Below are 17,584 nucleotides of genomic sequence, written 5' to 3' on the forward strand. Positions count from 1 at the left end.
CATGAATTCGCCAACGAGTCAAGATTTGTGACGATAAGAGCGAATTTCCTCTTGGTAATATAGCAATTCCTCGAAATATAGGTAAAGTTCATCGATTTCGGGAACGAGGGGCAGCCAGTGATAGCCGCCCAGCCCGTCCTGTTCCAGGGGGGACAGCAGGCGGGCGGCCGCTCTGAGCTCGTTCGGCGGGATCTCTCCGGGCGCGAGCTGCCCCACTCCGCCCCGATACGCCCGGGCGAGCGGATGGCTCTGCCCGCGCACGCCGAGCGCGGCCAGCACCAGCTCGGCGGGATGCTGGGACGTCGCGCCGGCGGCCAGGTCCGGCCAGTCGGGGTTGGCCAGCGCCACGAGGACGCGCAGCTCGGGCGGCAGGTCCCTGAGCGCGCGCGGCGGCTGCTCCAGATGCGTGTGGTGCTGCTTGCGCGCCAGGAGCGAGAGCACCTCAGGGGTCCGCTCGCGCAGGCCCCGCCGCACCTCCTCCACGCAGGCGGCGGGGGAGCGCTCGGTCATCGCCAGACGGCGGCCGATCGCCTGCCGCACCAGCGCCAGCGGCTCCACCAGGATGGCGTCCACCAGCGCCGGGTATCCCCTGTCCGGGTCCTCCTTACAGGCGTAGGCGTAGCGGATCACCGGGTCGGCGGCGCCGGGGCGGGCGTGCCGGCGCAGCTCACGGCTCAGCTGGTCGAGGTCGGCCCGGGAGTCCAGCGGCGCGCCCCGCCGGAATATCCACGATTTGGCCAGTCTCGCGGCGGGGACGGTCCCGGCGCCCCCCACGGCGACGGCCACCGCGACCAGGGCCAGGGCAGGTTGGGTGGTCCCGCCGAGCGCGAGGCCCGTCGCCAGCAGCAGCACGGCCGCGACGAGGGCGACGATCGCCAGCGTGAGCTGTGTCCGCCACTCGTGGATGACGTGCTGGCGGGCCTTGCGGAAGCCGTCCCAGTCCGCGGCGGCCCGCGCCGCCCGCGCTTCGGCGATGCGGTCGGCCAGGTCCCGTCGCCTGGCCGGCCACCCCGAGGCCGCAGGTTGCGGCGGCCGGCCGACCTCTGCGAGTTTGCGGCCGAGCGCCACGGACTCGCCTCGCCGCTGCGACCCCAGCTCCTCCAGGTACGCCCTGAGCTCCCGCAATGTCTCGCTCAGCAGCGCCGGATCCGACGCGGGCCGGTCCTTGACCGCCAGCACGGACGCGGCCCGGGCCACGAGCTCGTCCAGCTCGCGGGAGAACGCCGGGGAGCCGTCGGCGACCAGCACCGTGTGCACCACGCGGCGCAGGGCGGTCAGGACCGGAGGGCTGACGTACCCGGTGACCAGGAGGGCCGTGTAGACGGCCGTGATGTCCCCGCCCGGCGCCACCATGTCGGCGGCGTTGGACACCTCGTCGTCGAAGAAGACCGCCTCGGTCAACTTGATGACGACCAGCGGCCTGAGCGAACCGGGCAACCGGAACGTCGCCGACCTGTCCTCGCCGGGGATGCGCTCGGCGTCGAGCCCCGCTGCCAGCAGCTTCGACTCGACCAGCATGGACAGCTCGGCCAGCGCGGGGGCGCGACGGTAGCGGAGCGCGGCGGTCCCGACGACCTCCGGGTCGATGTCCGCGCCCCGAGCGGCCTCGTAGCTCGCCCAGGCCAGCTGGAGCAGCAGCCGGACATTGCCGCCGCTGTGGCGCAGCAGCTCCCGCAGGCCCGCCTCGGTGATCGGCCTGATGTCCTCACGGGCTGTCGGGCGCACGGCGTCGAGGTAGACCCGCAGCACGAGCCGGGCGTCGTCGGGCACGAGCGGCATCATGTGGATGGCGCCAGGGCCGATGCGCTGGTGCAGGTCCGGCGGCATGGCCTGCCAGCCGGCCGCGCTCGCCACGAGGAGCAGCAGCCCGCCGGCCCGCGGGACCACCTCGACCAGGCTCTGCAGCAGCCCCAGGTTCGGCGGCACCGGGACCCCGTCCTCCAGCAGGAACTTCTCGCACTGGTCGAAGACCATCACGAAGGGCCGGCCGCTGCGGGTCACCAGCGTGGCCAGCAATTGCAGGCCGTAGCGGCAGGTCTGGGGATCGTCGATCTGCCGGCTCACGCCGAGCGCCCGGGCGGCGTCCAGGCCGATCGGCCGCCCGCACAACCAGTCATAGGCGGCGTCGGAGAACTCGGGCCGGATCAGGAACGACAGTGCCCGCTGGAAGCGCTCCCCGTCGCCCGTCACCGCGGCGATCTCCCTGGCCTGCGCCTCCAGCACCCGGCCCGCCTCGATCAGGTGGGCGTCGAACAGGTCGAACACCCGTGTCGGCTCGGTGTCGAGTGCGGACATGAGCGAGCGCCGATCGCCGGCCATGCCCGCGTTCGCTGCCTGGTCGCCGGCGAGTGTGCCGAGGTAGCGCACGATCAGATCGGTGAGCAGGCCCTGGGACAGCTGGGGCACCAGACGGCGGTAGGCGGCGACCAGATCGTCGTCCTGGAAGCGTACGTACAGCTGGACCGCCTCGGGCTCCCGTACGTGGACCGTGGCCATCAGGTGGCGGGCCGCGTGCGTCTTGCCCGCGCCGTGGGCGCCGTACAGGCAGCCGAGACCGCCGTGTCGGGTCGCCTCGTCCGGGAAATCCTGGGCGTACGCCTCGGCCAGGCGCTCGGCGTCACGCACGCCGGGCAGCGGCGCGGTCGGCGTACGCTCCGCCCACGCGCGCAACGTCTCCGGCAGGATCGTCTCCTCGGCGCTGGCCGTGCCACGGGCCGGGAACGGGTTGCGGGTGAGATGTTCAGCCACGGAAGCCTCCCGGTCCCGGTCCGTACCATGTCTCGTCCCTGCGCATGTTGAGCAGCAGCCAGTCCTCATCCATCCGCAGGCCGTCGGTCGGCCACGGCTCGTCGCCGTCGTACTGGCGCAGCCGGGTGTCGAGCAGCCTGTGCAGGTGGCGCAGGGCCAGGCCGATGGTGCAGGGATGCTCGTGGAAGGCCTTGCAGACGCCCTCGGAGTCGAAGGGGGAGGGCCGGCGACCGGTCCACCGGTGGTCGGCCAGCGCCGCGATCTGAGCGGCGGACAGCGGACTCAGGTCGGTGATGTGCCCGCGCCTGGCGAACTCCTGCCGGTCCGCCCTCGTGAGCTGTACGGCGGTCGCGTGCCGGTAGTTGTCGACGGTGAACACCACGACCGTGCTCGCGTTCTCGAACACCCTGGTGGCCTGGATGATCAGCTCCTTGGTCGCCACGCCCTCGTACCGGATGCCGAAGCCCATGTCGTGCGCCGCGAAGATGGACGCGGCGTAGTCGGCGATCTCCTGCAGCTCGTAGTCGTCCATGGCCTGCGAACGCGGCCTCTTGCTCAGGTCCGTGAACATCTCGGCCAGCGGGAGCGGCACGTCGATCTGGTTGGCACGCATCTTGGCGCGTAACGAGAGCAGCGTGGAGCGCAGCGTGCGATAGGCGTCGTGCGTCATCTCGCCGCGCTCCGCGCAGTGCGTGACCAGGCTGAAACAGGGCAGGCGGGCGGCCCTGGCGTGCTGGTAGCGGTACATGATGTGGTTCGCCAGGGAGGTCCGGCCGCTGTTGCCCATGCCGGTGATGAGGAAGAAGGCCGGCTTGTTCGCGTCCGCCGCGCCTTTCACGGTCGCCTCGATCGTGGCGAGCCGGATGAAGCCCTCGAGCTCCAGCAGGCGGTCGTCCTCGGAGGTGAGGGGGTCCAGGGGGCGGCCGGCGTAGGGGTTGCCCGAGCGTAGCCCGTACAGCTCGTAGCGGGCGTCGGTGACGTGCATCGCTCACCCCCCGATCATGGTCAGGTAGACGGGCAGCTCGTCCTCGAACGCCTCGAAGCGGGAATCGGCGAAGAGCGGCGCCAGGAAGTCGTGGGAGTAGTGGTGCCTGTCCAACGCTCTTCGTATGAGCGAGGCATGCGATTTGAAGCGCTTGTCCACTTCCGGTGACGTGCCATTGAGTTTGCCCTGGTAGACCAGCTCGAGCGCCACGAGGAGGGAAGGGGTGCGGACCACGTCCGTGAACAGCTCCGGGCTCTGCACGCGGAGCACCACCAGGCGGATGACCAGCCCCTTGTCCAGGCCGGCCAGGCCGGGGGTGCCCGCGATGATCGCCTCGGTCACGCGCAACAGGTTGAGCACGCGTTTGATCTTGCGTGGATTGGCGGAGACGATCTTCTCCAGCGTTTTCACGTGCGCACCGGCCAGCTCTCCGGGGCCGGATTCCAGGATGAAGCGGCCCACCTCGGCGGGGCCGAGCGGATAGAGGTGCAGCGGGAGCTGGATCATCTTGTCCAGGTACTCATCGCCCAGGCGGTCCGTGGCGGTGAAGCCGAACGGCTGGTATTTGATCGACACGCCCCGGTCCACCACGTCCTTGGCCAGCGCGATCAGCACGAAGACGTGTTCGATGTCCAGGAACAGCTTGATCGACTCCAATACGTCGATGATCTGGTCGGGCTCGCACCGGTCGAGGTCATCGATGAAGAAGATGATTTTTCGGCCTTTTTCGGCCAAGCGGTCGGCTTCCTTCTGCAGCAGCGTGCGCAGGCGGCCGGTCTGGCTGTCGACCTGGCCGCGCATCTCGGCGTACTGCTGGGCGAGCTTGCCGATCTTCTCCACGCTCGCCGAGCCCAGGTTGATCTTCTTGAGCATCTCGTCGGCGGCCAGATTGAGCATGATCGCGCCAAGCCGCTTGGCGGTGTCGGCGAAGCGTTGCTTGGGGTCCTCGTTGAGCTCGGTGTGCAGGGCGTTCAGGAGGGGGAGCAGCATCTGCGGCTCGCGGCGGTGCACCCAGGGGTTGAAATGCACGCGGACGAACTCGTCGCCGTGCCGGTCCAAAAGCCGATCGTCCACCATTTTCAGCAGGGTGGACTTTCCGGATCCCCAGGCGCCGTAAACGCCGATGGTAAACGGCGTCTGCGTACGGGGATTGGTAATGACCGAAACGAGCGGATCGACGTACCGGCGAAACTGGAGAAGGTCACCGTGCCAATTGACCGGCGCGTCAGAGAGCATTGCGATATCGGGCATCGTCCCCCCTTGGGAAGAGGATGCATCGTCAAGGCCCCTGAATGCCTGTGGTTATCGAACTGTGATAACACGTGCCGGACCGGCTAGGTCCGGCCCACCTTGCGCGGGGGCGGGTCCTCGAAACGGGAGCGCTGCGGGGGCTCGCCGGTCACCTTCTCCACGATCGTGGCCGCGACCTGGTGCAGCTTGACGTTCCTGTCCTGGGAGACGTGCCGGAGCACCTCGAACGCCTGGTGGGACGTGCACCGGCGCTGTGCCATGAGGATGCCGAGCGCCTGGTCGATGATCGCGCGCGTGGTCAGCGCGTCCTTGAGCTGCGCGGCGACCTCCCGCATGCGCGCGGCGTCGGCGGCCGTACGGAACAGCACGCCGATGTGGCCGGCGGTCACGCGGACGGCGACCCGCGTCTCCTCGCTGAAGCCGCCGCTCCGGCCCGAGTAGAGCGTGAGCACGCCCAGCATCCTGCCTTCGGACTTCAGGGGCTCCGAGTGCAGGCTGAGCAGGCCCGACTCGGCCGCGAACCGGCGCCAACGGGAGTCCGCCCCGAGGTTGGTGGCCGTCACCGGCTCTCCGGTGTCCAGCGCGTCGAGTCCAGGCCCCTGCCCGGTGGCCGACTGCAGCTCGTCGAGCAGCTCGGCCCGGGCGTGTGAGCAGGCGACGGTACGCAGGCCCTGCTCGGCGGGCAGTGCGATGCTGACCATTGGGGAGTCGGGCATCGCGTGAGAGGCGATGGTGACGCACTCAGCGAGTGCCCTTTCGAACTCCTCGATGTCGGTGGGCGCACTAGGCCGGTTCAACTAGATCCCTCGCGCTAGGTGCTGCGGCGGGCCACTTCTCCGGACCACTTGACTAAAAACACTGCCCCAGTAAGGGATTCTTAGGCTAGCGTGTCATGCCGCCGTCCCGCGATGCTCGGCAGCATATTGGCGTTCGTCAGAAGATGGACGCTCGTCAGAAAGACGGACGCTCGTCAGAAGGCGATCGCGAGACCCACGGACAACAGCAAGCCGTACGCCATCTGCAGCTTGCCCGTCTGCTGCAGCACCGCGATCAGCGCAGGACCCACGGCCTTGCTCAGCACGGTCCTGATCGGGCTGATCGCTAGTGGCGCGGCCAGCAGCACGAGCGCCGCCCACGGCGTGATCGGCACCATCGCCAGTGCCACCACGAACGGCACCACCTGGCACACCACATACAGCGTCCGGGTGCGCTCCGCCCCCAGCACGACCGCCAGCGTACGCTTTCCGGCCTGCTTGTCGGTCCCCACGTCACGCAGGTTGTTCACCACGAGCATGGAGCACGACAGCAGCCCCACCGGGATCGAGGCCAGGAACGCGGCCCAGCTCAGCGCCTCCGTCTGCACGTACGCCGTCCCGACTACGGGGACGATACCGAAGAACACGAACACGGCCAGCTCGCCGAGCCCGCGGTAGCCGTACGGGCGCTTGCCGCCGGTGTAGAACCAGGCGGCCGCGATCGCCGCCGCGCCCACCAGCAGCACCCACCATGCCTGCGTGACCAGCACCAGGACCAGGCCCAGCACCGCCGCGAGCGCGAAACTGCCCAGTGCGGCGATCAGCACTTCCCGCGGCGTGGCCGCCCGCGAGCCCACCAGCCGCATCGGGCCGACTCGCTGGTCGTCGGTGCCGCGGATGCCGTCGCTGTAGTCATTGGCGTAGTTGACGCCGATCTGCAGCGAAAGCGCCACTAACAGCGCCAGGATCGCCCGCCACCACACGAAGCCGCCCTCGCCGATCGCCACGCCGGTGCCGACCATGACGGGCACGATGGCGTTGGGGAGGGTGCGCGGGCGTGCGCCCGCGATCCACTGTGCGGGAGTGGCCATCAGCTGATATCCGTCGTGAGCCGGACCATCCTGATCGGGCGGCCCATGTCCAGGACGCGTTCGGCCATGTCCTCGCCCCAACCGGCCGACTCCAGGAAGCCGAGCACCGCGTGGTTGTCGGCGAACACCCAGGTGACGATCTGCCGGAAGCCGTCGTCACGCAGGTAGTCGACCGTGGCGTTGAGCAGGCGGCTCCCGTGGCCCCTGCGGACGAAGTCGGGGTCGACCAGCAGCGTCAGCATCTCGGCCACCACGCTGGGGTCGAGGTCCGGATCCTCGGCCGGAGCGTGCGAGGCCAGGCCCACCACGCGCTCGCCGCCGCGAGGGGTGACCAGGGCGGCGCTGCCGCCCGCGCCGAGCGCCGGAAAGCCCTCGGTGTCGAGGATGGTCTCCACCGCCACCAGCACCCGATGCATGGGGGTGGGCGGGGCGACGATCGCCTCGTCCCACTGCCGCAGCCACATCTTCTCCGCTGCCGGGCCGGTCATCTGCTCCAGCGGCCCTTCAGGGAGGAAGTCCCGATAGCCGTAGCGCCAGGCGCGGATCTGACAATTCGCAACCTGGAGCACATCCTCGCGCCGGGCCGCCCGGACGCCTACGTCTGCCATCTCGGCCCGCTCCTTCGCCTGCCGTTCGTGCCACAAGGCACGAGTTACACCGTATCGGTGTTTGACACTGAGAGACGACGCGAACCCCGCTTCCTCGCCCGGTAAGCCCGTGTCTTGGTGCGGTTGCCGCATACGCGCATAGAACACCACGAGCGGGAACGGTTCTTCGAAGAGTCGATGAACGCCCACTGACAGGTTCCTTCGGCGCACACCTTGAGCCGGTCCCACCCCGGCCCGACCATCGCGGCCGCGATCCTGGCCAGGCCGCCAGGCACACCGCCGCGCGCAGGCACCAGCTCCGGGACGCCATCGGTCCGGATGCGCACCTGCAGCGGGAGGGCGGGGAGGTCGGCCTGCTCGCGTCTGAGAGCCGCCCTGAGGCCTTCGCGGAGGGCGTGGGCGCTGTGGAGGTCGTCGTCGGTGGCGCGGTCGCGGGGGGCTATGAGGTCGCGCTCGCGCAACCAGAGGGCCAGGTCGGCGGGGGAGGAGAGCTCGTCGGTGTCGGATTCGACGTCGTAGGTGTTCACGAAGTCTCGGATGAGCTCCGCGAAGAACGACATGCCCGCCACTCTACTGGCATTGTGATCACAACCCGGCCGCTAACCCCTGACAGCCCGGCTACCGTCGCTCGCGCCCGGCGCCCGTCCGTCGCTCGCGTCCGGCGCCCGTCCGTCGCTCGCGTCCGCCGACCGTCGGCCCCCCGTCCGCGGCCCACGTCCGCCGACATCCCACCGCCCGCCCCCGTCTGCCATCCACCACCCACCGCCACCGTGCGCCGCCTGCCGGCTTGCCACTGACCGCCTCCCGGCTTGCCACCAACCGCCCACTCTCACCGCCGATCGCCACCGCGCTGCCCGTGACGGCCCCGACCGCGACCGCCACCGCGCCGATCGCCACCGCGCCGATCGCCACCGCGCCGCACGCGACCGCCCATCGCGCGCCCACCGTCTACCACCATCGCGCGCTGGCTGTTCGCGGGCCGCCGCCCGCTCGCTGGCCTGCCGCAGCCACTGTGTCGCCGCACCCGCCTGCCCCGCCCGCCGCCTGTGGCGCGCGCGATCGCCGTCCGTAACCACCGACCGCCGTTCGCGCTTCGTAGGCCCCCGCCGTCTGGCCGCCCTTGCTCGTTGCGGGCCACCAGCGGCCGCTGTCACGCCAGTGGCTCGTCGCCGGGCGGTCGTCGGGTCGGTGGTCAGGCTCGGACGGATCGAGCTGTGTCGTCGTCAGTCAGCGGCGTCATCGGCGTGGGCGGGTGCCGGACCTGCGCCAGGGCCTCCGCGAGGCGGCGTACCCCCTCGTGCAACTCCGCCAGATGGGTGGCCGCGATGTGCGTCACCCTGATCCGGGGTCCGGGCGGTTCCGACGGGTAATACATCCGGCCCGGGCTCACCAGCACGCCGTTCCGCCGGGCGGCCTCGGCCAGGGCGTGCTCGTCGGCGTCCGCCGGCAGGCGTACCCACAGATGCATCCCGCCGATCGGCAGCAGATGGAGCTCCGCCTCGGGCATGCGTGCGGCGAGTGCGGTTGCGAGCGCGTCGCGCCGCGTTCTGAGCTCGGCGTGCACGGCCGCCAGGTGCCGCCGCCAGGCCGGCGACCCGACGAACTCCAGCGCCGTCTCCTGCAGCGGCCGTGCCACGAAGAACGACTCCACGAGCTGGCTGGCCCGCAGCCGGTGCGCGGCCGGGCCACGGGCGATCACCGCGGCCACCCGCATGCTCGGCGAAAGGATCTTCGTCAGCGAGCCCACATTGACGACCGTCCCGTGCTGATCCATGGAGGCGAGCGATGGCGGCGCGTGCTCGGTCAGATAACGGGCGAAGTCATCCTCGATCACGAACGCCCCCGCCGCCCGGGCCACCTGCAGCACCTGCTCCCTGCGCTCGACGGGCAGGGTGGCCCCGGTCGGGTTGTGCAACGTGGGCTGGCAGAAGAACACGCGGGCCCCGGTGACGGCGAACGCCTCGGCAAGCAGCTCCGGACGTACACCGTCTCTGTCCATGGGTACGGCCGTCGCGCGCAGCCCGGCTGCCTTGGCCGCCGCCAGAGCGCCGGGGTACGTGGGGGTCTCGACCAGCACCGGCGTGCCGGGGGCCGCCAGCGCCCTGAACGCGTGCGTGAGCGCCGCCTGGCCGCCGCTGACGATCAAGGCGTCGGCCGCGGTCACGTCGCCGCCCGCCTGGGCCGCGAACCACCGCCTCAGCTCGGGGAGCCCCGTCAGAGGCGGCTTGTCCCAGGCGTCCGGCCGTCGTACGGCCCGCGCCGCCGCGGCACCCAGTTGCTTGTCCGGCCGTAGCCCCGGAGGCAAGTAGCCGCCGGTCAGCGGCACCACCCCCTCGGGGGCCGACGCCAGCAACGCCGCCACGGGACCGTCGTCGACCACCCGGTCCCCGAGCGCGACCGTCTGCCAGGACAGGTCGGCACTGTCCTGCCCTGTCGTGACCTGGTGCTGCTGCGCTACGAAGGCGCCGCTGCCCGGTTTCGTGACGACCCTGCCCTCGGCCGCCAACTGGCCGATGGCGCGCGACACGGTGACGGGGCTGACGTTGTGCCTGCGCATGATCTCCCGGCTGGACGGCAGCCGCGAGCCGGGGCCGAGGCGAGCGGCCTCTTCGCGCAGTATCGCGGCGATCTGGGCGATACTGCTATCGTTGTTCATGAAAGATAAGAATAGCGCTACTGCATCCGACGGAGTAGCGGTCCCGCCCCATAGTCCGGTCACCACCCCCGCTCCGGTCCCTGATCCGGCCCCGCCACCCACTCCGCCCCCTGCTCCGGGTTCGGCCGCTGCCTCGGATTTGGCCTCCGCTCCGACCGCGGCCCTCGTTCAAGCCGCTTCGCCGCGCGACGGACGCCAACGACCGGACGTCCATGCACGCCATCGCACGACCCGGCCACTCCAGGACGCGCAGCCCCGCAACCCCCGCGACGACACGCAGCGCCACGACATCGTGCACCAGCGCGGCGGACCGCACTCCGCCAGCGGACCGCACCAGCACGAGCGTCCCCACCACCACCCCCGTCGCCAGGGCACGGCCCTGGCCTTCCTGGGCGTCTTGGCTTTCTCCGGCTCCTTCCCGGCGACCGTCTACGCCATGGAGGGATTCGATCCCTGGCTGGTCGCGATCGGCCGGGCCGCCATCGCCGGCGTGCTGGCCCTGGTCTGCCTGAAAGCCACCGGCAACCCCCTCCTCCCCCCGAGACCCCTCTGGCGCCCCTACGGCCTGATCTCCGTCGGCGTGGTGTTCGGCTTCCCGGTCTTCAGCGGCCTGGCCCTGGCTCTGGGAGCGAGCACATCCCACGCCGCCGTGGTCATAGCACTCCTCCCCGCAGTCACGGCCGTCTGCGCCGTGGTGAGAGCGGGCGAACGCCCTCGGCCCCTGTTCTGGGCGGCCTGCGGAGCCGGCGCCATCGCCATCACCACGTTCACCTTCACCCAGCACCAGGGCAGCGCATCCTGGCCCGACCTGCTGCTCCTCGCCGCCCTGATCTCAGCCGCGATCGGCTACACGGAAGGCGGCCGGCTGTCCCGCGACCACGCGGGCTGGCAGGTGATCTCCTACGCCCTTGTCCTCTCCCTTCCTCTGACGGCCCCGATAACGGCCCTCCTGGCCCTGACCACCCCCATCACCTTCACGCCCCAGGCCATCGCCGGCTTCGTCTACGTATCCGCCATCTCCATGTTCCTGGGCTTCTTCCCCTGGTACGCGGGCCTGGCCAAGGGCGGCATAGCCAGAGCCGGCCAAACCCAGCTCACCCAACCCCTCCTGACTCTGCTCTGGGCGTGGTTCCTCATGGGGGAGAGATTCGGCCTGGTCACCGTGGCCGCAGCACTGGCCGTACTCGTCTGTGTGGCCATCACTCAGCGCGCCCGTACTTGAAAGCCGTGACGCCTCACCGCAGGATTGGGGGAGGAGGTGTCACAACAATGGCGGACCTCACAATCCCAGAGGGTGGCTTCTGGCCTGCGCCGGAGATCCCGCAACCCAACATCTATCCCATGGAATGGCGTGTCGAGACGGAGAAACTCGCCGCCATCTACGAGAAGTCCAAGCGCATGGTGTGGAATCCGGCCGATCTTCCGTGGGACGGCCTGAAGGCGGAGGACTTCACCCGGGAGCAGCGCCTCGGGATCATGTACTGGTTCGCGGTCCTCGCCAACTTCGACGCCTCCGGACCGGCCGTCTTCGCCCGCGCCACCATCCAGGCCTTCGAGAAACACGAAGAGGACCCGGTCAGGAAGTGCTTCTTCTCCATCACCCGCGACGAGATGAACCACGAGGAGTGCTGCCAGCGCACCATAGCCAAACTCTGGCCGGGTGGCCCGCTCAACTGGACCCCGTCGGACGACCTCGAATCGGCCGCCCACAACAACATCGGCTGGCTCTATCACAACGGCGGCCGCTACTGGAACGGCTACACCGCCGCCGTGGGCAAATACTCGCTCCCCGTCCTCTTCACCAGTTTCATGATGGGCGAGATGGCGGCTTCCACGCTGTTCAGAGGCATGGCGTCGGGGACTCAGCACCCAGTCTTCAGCGAGATGTTCCAGCGCATCGGCCGCGACGAGTCCCGCCACCTCCAGATCTGCATGACCATCCTGGAAAACGAATGGCCGGGCCTCACGGACGACACCCGCAGCCTCATCACCCGCCAGCTCAGAGCCGGCTTCGTCTTCCTCAGCATGATCCTCTGGGAGCCTCCGGAAGGCTTCTGGGAGCTCCCGCCCTACTTCCTCTCCAACCACCGCGTCCTCATGAACCACGCCAGGGACGCCGGACTGGGTGTGTTGTCGTATGAGGAACAGGCGGAGAACTGGCGCGTCGCCATGGCCAGGATCCGCGCCATCGTCGAACGCTGGGGCATAGCCTTCCCCGCCATTCCCGAACTGGACCTGGAAGGCGTACCCGTTGAGTTCATCGACCCCGAGGAGATCATCCCGGTCTTCTGATACCGGCCGCCATCGGCCCCGCATGGGACGGACATAGAGGTCCTCGAATTCGGCACGCCCGGCGCGCTTCGTACCCGCCTGACCGACCTGGTCCTGGCGGGGGGAGAAGACCGCCACCGCCGGGCTCCTCGCCCTCGAGCTCGAGGCGTAGGGACGGAGACGACACTGGTGACGGGCGGCGGAAGTAGAGATCACGCGAGTCGAGTTGACGGCGTACGCAGCGCTCACGTGGGAGGGATCGGCTATTCCTTGGGCCAGGCCCCTGGATCCGACACGTAGGTGCCACGGTAAGGCACTGTGAAGACCCATCCCTGCTCCCGCAGGTGCGCGACGGCCTTCCGTGCCGTGACCTTGGCCACCCCGTGCCGCCGCATCAGCGTCTTCTCGCTGGGTATTGCCCGATTCGGTCGGAGCTCACCGCGTTTGATCCGAGCAACGATGTCGTTTGCGATGACCACGTATACGGCTCGCGTCTCCTTTACGCGGGGCACGCCGAGAAGACCGACGAACGTGCCCTCGCCTTGAACGGTATGGACGAGCTGACGCTGGCGGAGCTCGCGTGCCACTCTTCGCGCGGTGGTCCTTGCTATGCCGTACTCGGCCTCCAAAGCCGCCTCGCTCGGGACGGCCTCTCCTGCGGGCAGCATCCCACTGGCGATCTGTTCCTCGATGATCTCGGCGACCTGCATGTAGAGCGGGACAGGCCCGTAACGGTCGAGCATGCTCATACCATAGACGTCTCGATACAAGCAGGCGAGGAGACATCACGCCTGGGGCCACGACTCCTTGGGAGAGACGTAGCTGCCGCGCTGAGCAACGGTGTAGATCCACCCTTGCTCGCGCAAGAGCGCCATGGCGCGCCGCACCGTCTCCCGGGCAACGCCGTACTGCTGCACTAGTGCGGACTCTCCTGGTATAGGCCGTCTCGGTAGGTACTCTCCTGCCTTGATCTGCTCGGCGAGGTCTGTCGCGATTTGCTGGTAGAGCGGTACTTTTCGCTGCTTGCGAGGGGCTTCGTCGGGTGTGCCGACGAAGGCGCCTTCTCCCTGAACGGTGTAGACGAGCCCTTCCTCGCGCAGCACGTGAATCGCGCGTCTGGCGGTGGTCCTGGCGACCCCGAACTCCTGCTGGATGTCCGCCTCGCTAGGCACGGGGTGCCCGGACGACAGCCCGGAGACTCGGCGCCGAAGGATTTCGGCGATCTGAAGGTAGATGTGAGTGTCACCGTCGTAGTCGAGCACATAGGCAACATAGGCCAAGAGGTACAACACGCCTCATATCGTTCGGCCTATATAGGCAGAGCGCTCCTTACTTGTAGACAGGAGGAGACAACCAGACGTATTCTCTTTGCATGGCCGAACTTCTTCCGCCTCCAAGTAACGACTCCTGTCTCGGCATTCACGTGCCGGAGCCGCGCCCCAACCGCACGGTGCTGAGGTGGGCCCCCGTTCAACCGACTGCCGGCCGCGTGCGTGTTCGGGCGTACACGTGCGACTGTCAGCCCACGTTCTACGAACTGTGCCAGGCCGGGGGTCAGCTCTTCATCCGTAGGACGCAACGGCTGGGCGCAAGGGTGCTTGTGGACGAAAGCGAGCCGTTCCGGTACGCCAAAGCGTTGATCATGTGGACGAAGCTGATGGAGGGCTTGGCCTGGTGACGTACGTCCCGGCTCTCCTGCCGCCGCCGAGCCGGGACGTATGGCTTGGTGATCAAGGCGAGCTGTGCGATTCTGAGCGCCATCGTTTATGTCGACCGCGCAGGCGTCCCTAGGCGCTAGCAGCCGCACGAGTACCCACCCTGGCAGACGGTCTACGGCTATTCCGTCGCCTGGCAACGCGACGGAATCCTTCGCCCGGCTCAGCGGCCTGCTCCGGTGCTTAGTCCGCACCGCCGAGGGCCGCGATCCCGAACTCGACGGCCGCGTCATCGTCGCCCGGCGTGTCAAGACCTCCGCCAACGTATCGGCCTGCAATCAGAGCTACGACGAGGGCAAGAAGATCGCCGGCCGCAACCGCAGCATCGTCACCGACCCCCTCAGCCTGTTGATCGCCGTGCTACTCACCGCCACCACCCTGCCGGACGGTGCCGCCGGACTCCTCTGTCGGTCCGGTCGCCGCAGAGAACCCAACCATCGCCAAGACCGGGCCGGCAGTGCCTGCCGCACCAAGGCCATCCAAGACCGCGTCGCCCTCGACGTCGACGCTGAGGTCGTCCGCCGCGATCCCGCTACCTGCGGATTCACCGCCTTCTGCGGCGTTGGGCGGTCGAGCGAACTACGGGCTGCCTGATGCTCGACCTCCGCCTGGTTCGCGACTACGACGCCCTGCCCGCCCGCTCGGACGCGTGATCCACATTGCGATGATGGATCTCATGACCCGACGCCTCGCCAGCGAATCCGCCCCAACCTGGCGAGACACCTGAAAGTCTGATCAGACAGGCTACAATGATCATGTTCCTGGCAGGTGTCGTCCAAGAGTGCCGCGCCTCTCGCGTTATTGCTATGACCGAATGTGTCCGCCCCGCTTGGGCTCTCCGAGCGTTCAGCGCGGAAAAACCTGACTGATGGCCTGAGCTATTTGCTGCTAATCCGTAGAGTTGCGTCCGAATTATGGGCATAGACAGATGCAGTATGATCGATAACGGAATGAGGGTGTGGCAGGGGTGCCCGCATTGGGGCAACTGCACAGATTTGCCGTATGCGGGCACCCCTGCCAAAGCGCGTGAAGCCGCTGTTCTTCACGCGCTGTGTGCCTTCGCGCAACCCCAGGCGACGCGCCCCGGCCAATGGGAACCGCCGACGCGACCGAAATACGCCCCGCCTGGGGTTGGCGCGGAACCGTGGACATGGTCCCGTGCCCGCCAGGGGCGCAGGACCAGGCCACGACGAGTAATGGCCGGCTGACGTCCGAATCGGCCTACCCGCGCCATTAGGCTCTCATGGCCTGCGCTTGGAAAACTGCTGTTCGGCGCTATACACGGGATCATTCCCTTTGACGTTCGGTGGGTGGGTGGAATGGGTTTCGATGGGGATACGTCTCCAGGCGGCGTCTGTGATGATCAGGTGGTCGAGGAGTCGCAGGCCGACTGTTTCCGCTGCCTCGATGAGACGTGACGTCGCCTCCACATCGGCGGCGCTCGGGTCGAGGGAGCCGCTCGGGTGGTTGTGGGCGAGGCCGAAGATCGCGCCGCCTGTGGTGAGCACCTCTGTGATCATCTCGCGAATCGGCATCGCCGTGTGGTCGGCGCCGCCCTCGGTCACGATCGAGCGTTTCAGCACGCGGCCGCCGGTGTCGCACACCACCATGACGAGGCGCTCCTGGGTATGGCCATGCAGGAGTGGAGCGCATTGGTTGGCCAGGTCCGACGTGCTGGTGATGCGCTCCCGCTCGGGCCAGGCCCTCGCGCGCTGCGCGAGATGGAAGGCCGCGGCGACCCTCGCGGCCTTGGCCGGGCCGACGCCCGGCACGGTGAGCAGCCGATGCGGGTCGGAGCGGCCGAGCCCGGCCAGGTCTCCGCAGTGGTCGATCACGTGGGTGGCCAGGTCGAGGGCGCTCGAGCCGCGGAATCCCGAGCCGAGCAGCACGGCCAGCAGCTCACGGTCGGCCAGGGCATTCGCGCCCCTGGACATGAGCCGTTCGCGTGGCCGGTCGTGTTTTGACAGGTCTTTGAGTCGCATCGGCAACCTCCGCGACCGTTGTATCAACGCGGACCGACAATCTCTGACCTGCGCGTTCGTCGTCAGTTTCTGGGTGGTTGCCTGCTGGAATGGTGGGCGGTCAGGCGGCGCCGCGCCTGCGGGCCGCGCCTGCGGGCAGTGGCGTCGAGGGTGGTCGTTCTCGTCGGATCGCGTTCCTGGTCGAGGGTGGTCGTCCTTGTCGGGTCGCGTTCCGGTCAGGAGTGGCCGTCCTCGTCCCCGGGCGGGGCGTTGCGGTTGGGCGGCGACCTCCCCCGGGGCGTCCCTGGATAGGGGCGGCTGCGGTCAGGGGGCGACTTGTCGGCCTCGCTCGGCTGGGACGCTCTCACGGTGAGCGTGGTGATGGGGAACCTCACAGGCGCTGCTTTGCCGGCGCTTTGCTGCCCGGGCGATCGACCGTACGAGCCCGGCTGGTCAGTGGCCGGTATCGGCTCTCGGACGCGGAGGAGGCGTACCGGGATTTCGCGAATGGGCACAGCCGCGGCAAGGCCGTCGTTTCGATGGCGGGGGAGCGCACAGCTCGTGCGGTGCACGGCTCCAGCGTCAGCGGATCAGGAGGTTGGTGAGGCTCCGGCATGGGGTCGAGACCGGGCATGCCTGCGGGAAGAGTGTGATCGTTGTGCTGTCGTCGGCGCAACGTGCGGAGATGCCGCCGGGCGTCTCTTCCTGGAGTTGACCAGCGCGGGAGGTGGTTTCCGGCAGGGGCGGGGCGGAGGCTCCGGGCGGGAGGCGGGCCTGCCCGGAGCCTTCCGTTTTAGATGGGCATGCTGTACGTCACCCGGAAACGGTCGCCCGGGATGACGATGTCGCTCGTCTCCACGGGACGGTCGCCCGCCCAGTGTGTGCGTTCGACATGCAGCACATGAACGCCTGCCGCCAAGTCCAGCGCGTCGCTCTCGGTGGGGCGGGGAACGCGGGTGTGCACGCTCTCGACGACCTCGGTGATCTTTATGCCGTGCGCGTACATCCTGGCGACCAGGCTCCGCCGTTCCTCGTCCGAGTGGGCGGCGAATTCGAGCGGCTCGTAGGAGGTGGCGAGTTGGAGGGGTCTGCCGTCGGCGCGGTAGACGTAACGCGTTTTCGTGAGCGGGGTCGTCTCTTTGAGACGGAGCCGTCTGGCGATGTCGGGTCCTGCTTCGGCCGGCTCACTGTGCCAGTCCCAGGTCACGCGCCTGCCCTGTGACTGCAGGTCGGCCGCGAACGGGGCGGGGTGGTCGAGGTAACGCCATCGGTGCAGCGTGGTCAGGTCGGGGCGTTCTCTGACGTAATGGCCTGAGCCGACGCGACCGATGATGAGGCCTTCACCCGCCAGCACGCGTAGTGCGTGACGGGCGGCAGTCTCGCCGACCTGATACTTGCGGGTCAGCTGCGCGCGTGAGGGAATGGGCGCGCCGGGGGGAAGGCTGCCGTCGGTTATCTGTCGCCGGATGTCTTCGACGACACGCAGGTAGACCGGATCTGAGGTGGCCACTAGTGCATCCCTGGGGGTTCGTGTGAGGCGTTG

17 protein-coding genes are annotated in these 17,584 nt (G+C 68.8%); 3 read left to right on the forward strand and 14 right to left on the reverse strand.

Going from position 1 to position 17,584, the window contains the following annotated elements; translation table 11 throughout:
• Positions 1-18: 18 nt before the first annotated feature.
• The 9 genes from EDD27_RS53835 to EDD27_RS01685 all read right to left on the reverse strand — a co-directional run bounded on the left by EDD27_RS53835 (position 19) and on the right by EDD27_RS01685 (position 10,094).
• A complete protein-coding gene (locus EDD27_RS53835; RefSeq protein ID WP_164903427.1) occupies positions 19-2,748 on the reverse strand; it encodes a P-loop NTPase family protein in 2,730 nt (909 codons plus the stop codon).
• Positions 2,741-3,733, reverse strand: coding sequence for a hypothetical protein (locus EDD27_RS01650; RefSeq protein WP_127930733.1), 993 nt, complete (start codon positions 3,731-3,733; stop codon positions 2,741-2,743). The genes EDD27_RS53835 and EDD27_RS01650 overlap by 8 nt, the downstream gene beginning before the upstream one ends.
• 3 nt (positions 3,734-3,736) lie before the next feature.
• Complete coding sequence (locus EDD27_RS01655; protein ID WP_127930734.1) at positions 3,737-4,984, reverse strand: KAP family P-loop NTPase fold protein; 1,248 nt, start codon at positions 4,982-4,984, stop codon at positions 3,737-3,739.
• An 83-nt stretch (positions 4,985-5,067) separates the two neighbouring features.
• A complete protein-coding gene (locus EDD27_RS01660) occupies positions 5,068-5,781 on the reverse strand; it encodes a GAF and ANTAR domain-containing protein (protein ID WP_127930735.1) in 714 nt (237 codons plus the stop codon).
• Between the two features lie 173 nt (positions 5,782-5,954).
• A complete protein-coding gene (locus EDD27_RS01665) occupies positions 5,955-6,830 on the reverse strand; it encodes a 1,4-dihydroxy-2-naphthoate polyprenyltransferase (protein WP_127930736.1) in 876 nt (291 codons plus the stop codon).
• Positions 6,830-7,438, reverse strand: coding sequence for a GNAT family N-acetyltransferase (locus tag EDD27_RS01670; RefSeq protein WP_164903428.1), 609 nt, complete (start codon positions 7,436-7,438; stop codon positions 6,830-6,832). The genes EDD27_RS01665 and EDD27_RS01670 overlap by 1 nt, the downstream gene beginning before the upstream one ends.
• A gap of 44 nt (positions 7,439-7,482) precedes the next feature.
• Positions 7,483-7,998 carry a CGNR zinc finger domain-containing protein gene (locus EDD27_RS01675; protein ID WP_127930737.1) on the reverse strand — a complete coding sequence of 172 codons (516 nt, stop codon included), beginning with the start codon at positions 7,996-7,998 and terminating at the stop codon, positions 7,483-7,485.
• A gap of 58 nt (positions 7,999-8,056) precedes the next feature.
• Positions 8,057-8,383: a hypothetical protein gene (locus tag EDD27_RS53840; protein WP_164903429.1), complete on the reverse strand. Its 327-nt coding sequence runs from the start codon at positions 8,381-8,383 to the stop codon at positions 8,057-8,059.
• 247 nt (positions 8,384-8,630) lie between these two features.
• The gene (locus EDD27_RS01685; protein WP_127930738.1) at positions 8,631-10,094 is read right to left on the reverse strand and encodes an aminotransferase-like domain-containing protein; all 1,464 of its coding nucleotides are present in this window, start codon (positions 10,092-10,094) and stop codon (positions 8,631-8,633) included.
• 292 nt (positions 10,095-10,386) lie between these two features.
• Here EDD27_RS01685 and EDD27_RS01690 point away from each other — a divergent pair, with 292 nt between their 5' ends.
• The gene (locus EDD27_RS01690; RefSeq protein WP_164903430.1) at positions 10,387-11,316 is read left to right on the forward strand and encodes a DMT family transporter; all 930 of its coding nucleotides are present in this window, start codon (positions 10,387-10,389) and stop codon (positions 11,314-11,316) included.
• A gap of 119 nt (positions 11,317-11,435) precedes the next feature.
• Positions 11,436-12,386 (forward strand): hypothetical protein, encoded by a 951-nt coding sequence (locus EDD27_RS01695; protein WP_241563809.1) that lies wholly within the window; start codon positions 11,436-11,438, stop codon positions 12,384-12,386.
• A gap of 242 nt (positions 12,387-12,628) precedes the next feature.
• Here the strand turns inward: EDD27_RS01695 and EDD27_RS01700 are convergent, their stop codons facing one another.
• Complete coding sequence (locus tag EDD27_RS01700; protein ID WP_127930740.1) at positions 12,629-13,108, reverse strand: GntR family transcriptional regulator; 480 nt, start codon at positions 13,106-13,108, stop codon at positions 12,629-12,631.
• A gap of 42 nt (positions 13,109-13,150) precedes the next feature.
• Positions 13,151-13,657, reverse strand: a complete 507-nt coding sequence (locus EDD27_RS01705; RefSeq protein ID WP_241563810.1) for a GntR family transcriptional regulator — start codon at positions 13,655-13,657, stop codon at positions 13,151-13,153.
• A 474-nt stretch (positions 13,658-14,131) separates the two neighbouring features.
• Here EDD27_RS01705 and EDD27_RS01715 point away from each other — a divergent pair, with 474 nt between their 5' ends.
• Positions 14,132-14,674, forward strand: coding sequence for a hypothetical protein (locus tag EDD27_RS01715; RefSeq protein ID WP_127930742.1), 543 nt, complete (start codon positions 14,132-14,134; stop codon positions 14,672-14,674).
• Between the two features lie 647 nt (positions 14,675-15,321).
• On the opposite strand, the gene EDD27_RS01720 is transcribed toward EDD27_RS01715, so the two are convergent.
• The 3 genes from EDD27_RS01720 to EDD27_RS01725 all read right to left on the reverse strand — a co-directional run bounded on the left by EDD27_RS01720 (position 15,322) and on the right by EDD27_RS01725 (position 17,551).
• Positions 15,322-16,062 (reverse strand): JAB domain-containing protein, encoded by a 741-nt coding sequence (locus EDD27_RS01720; protein WP_127930743.1) that lies wholly within the window; start codon positions 16,060-16,062, stop codon positions 15,322-15,324.
• A gap of 215 nt (positions 16,063-16,277) precedes the next feature.
• Positions 16,278-16,436 (reverse strand): hypothetical protein, encoded by a 159-nt coding sequence (locus EDD27_RS53845; protein WP_164903431.1) that lies wholly within the window; start codon positions 16,434-16,436, stop codon positions 16,278-16,280.
• A gap of 398 nt (positions 16,437-16,834) precedes the next feature.
• Positions 16,835-17,551 carry a GntR family transcriptional regulator gene (locus EDD27_RS01725; RefSeq protein ID WP_127930744.1) on the reverse strand — a complete coding sequence of 239 codons (717 nt, stop codon included), beginning with the start codon at positions 17,549-17,551 and terminating at the stop codon, positions 16,835-16,837.
• Positions 17,552-17,584: the final 33 nt, after the last annotated feature.

Origin of the sequence: Nonomuraea polychroma, from assembly GCF_004011505.1 — a bacterium.
GTDB classification, from domain to species: Bacteria; Actinomycetota; Actinomycetes; order Streptosporangiales; family Streptosporangiaceae; genus Nonomuraea; species Nonomuraea polychroma.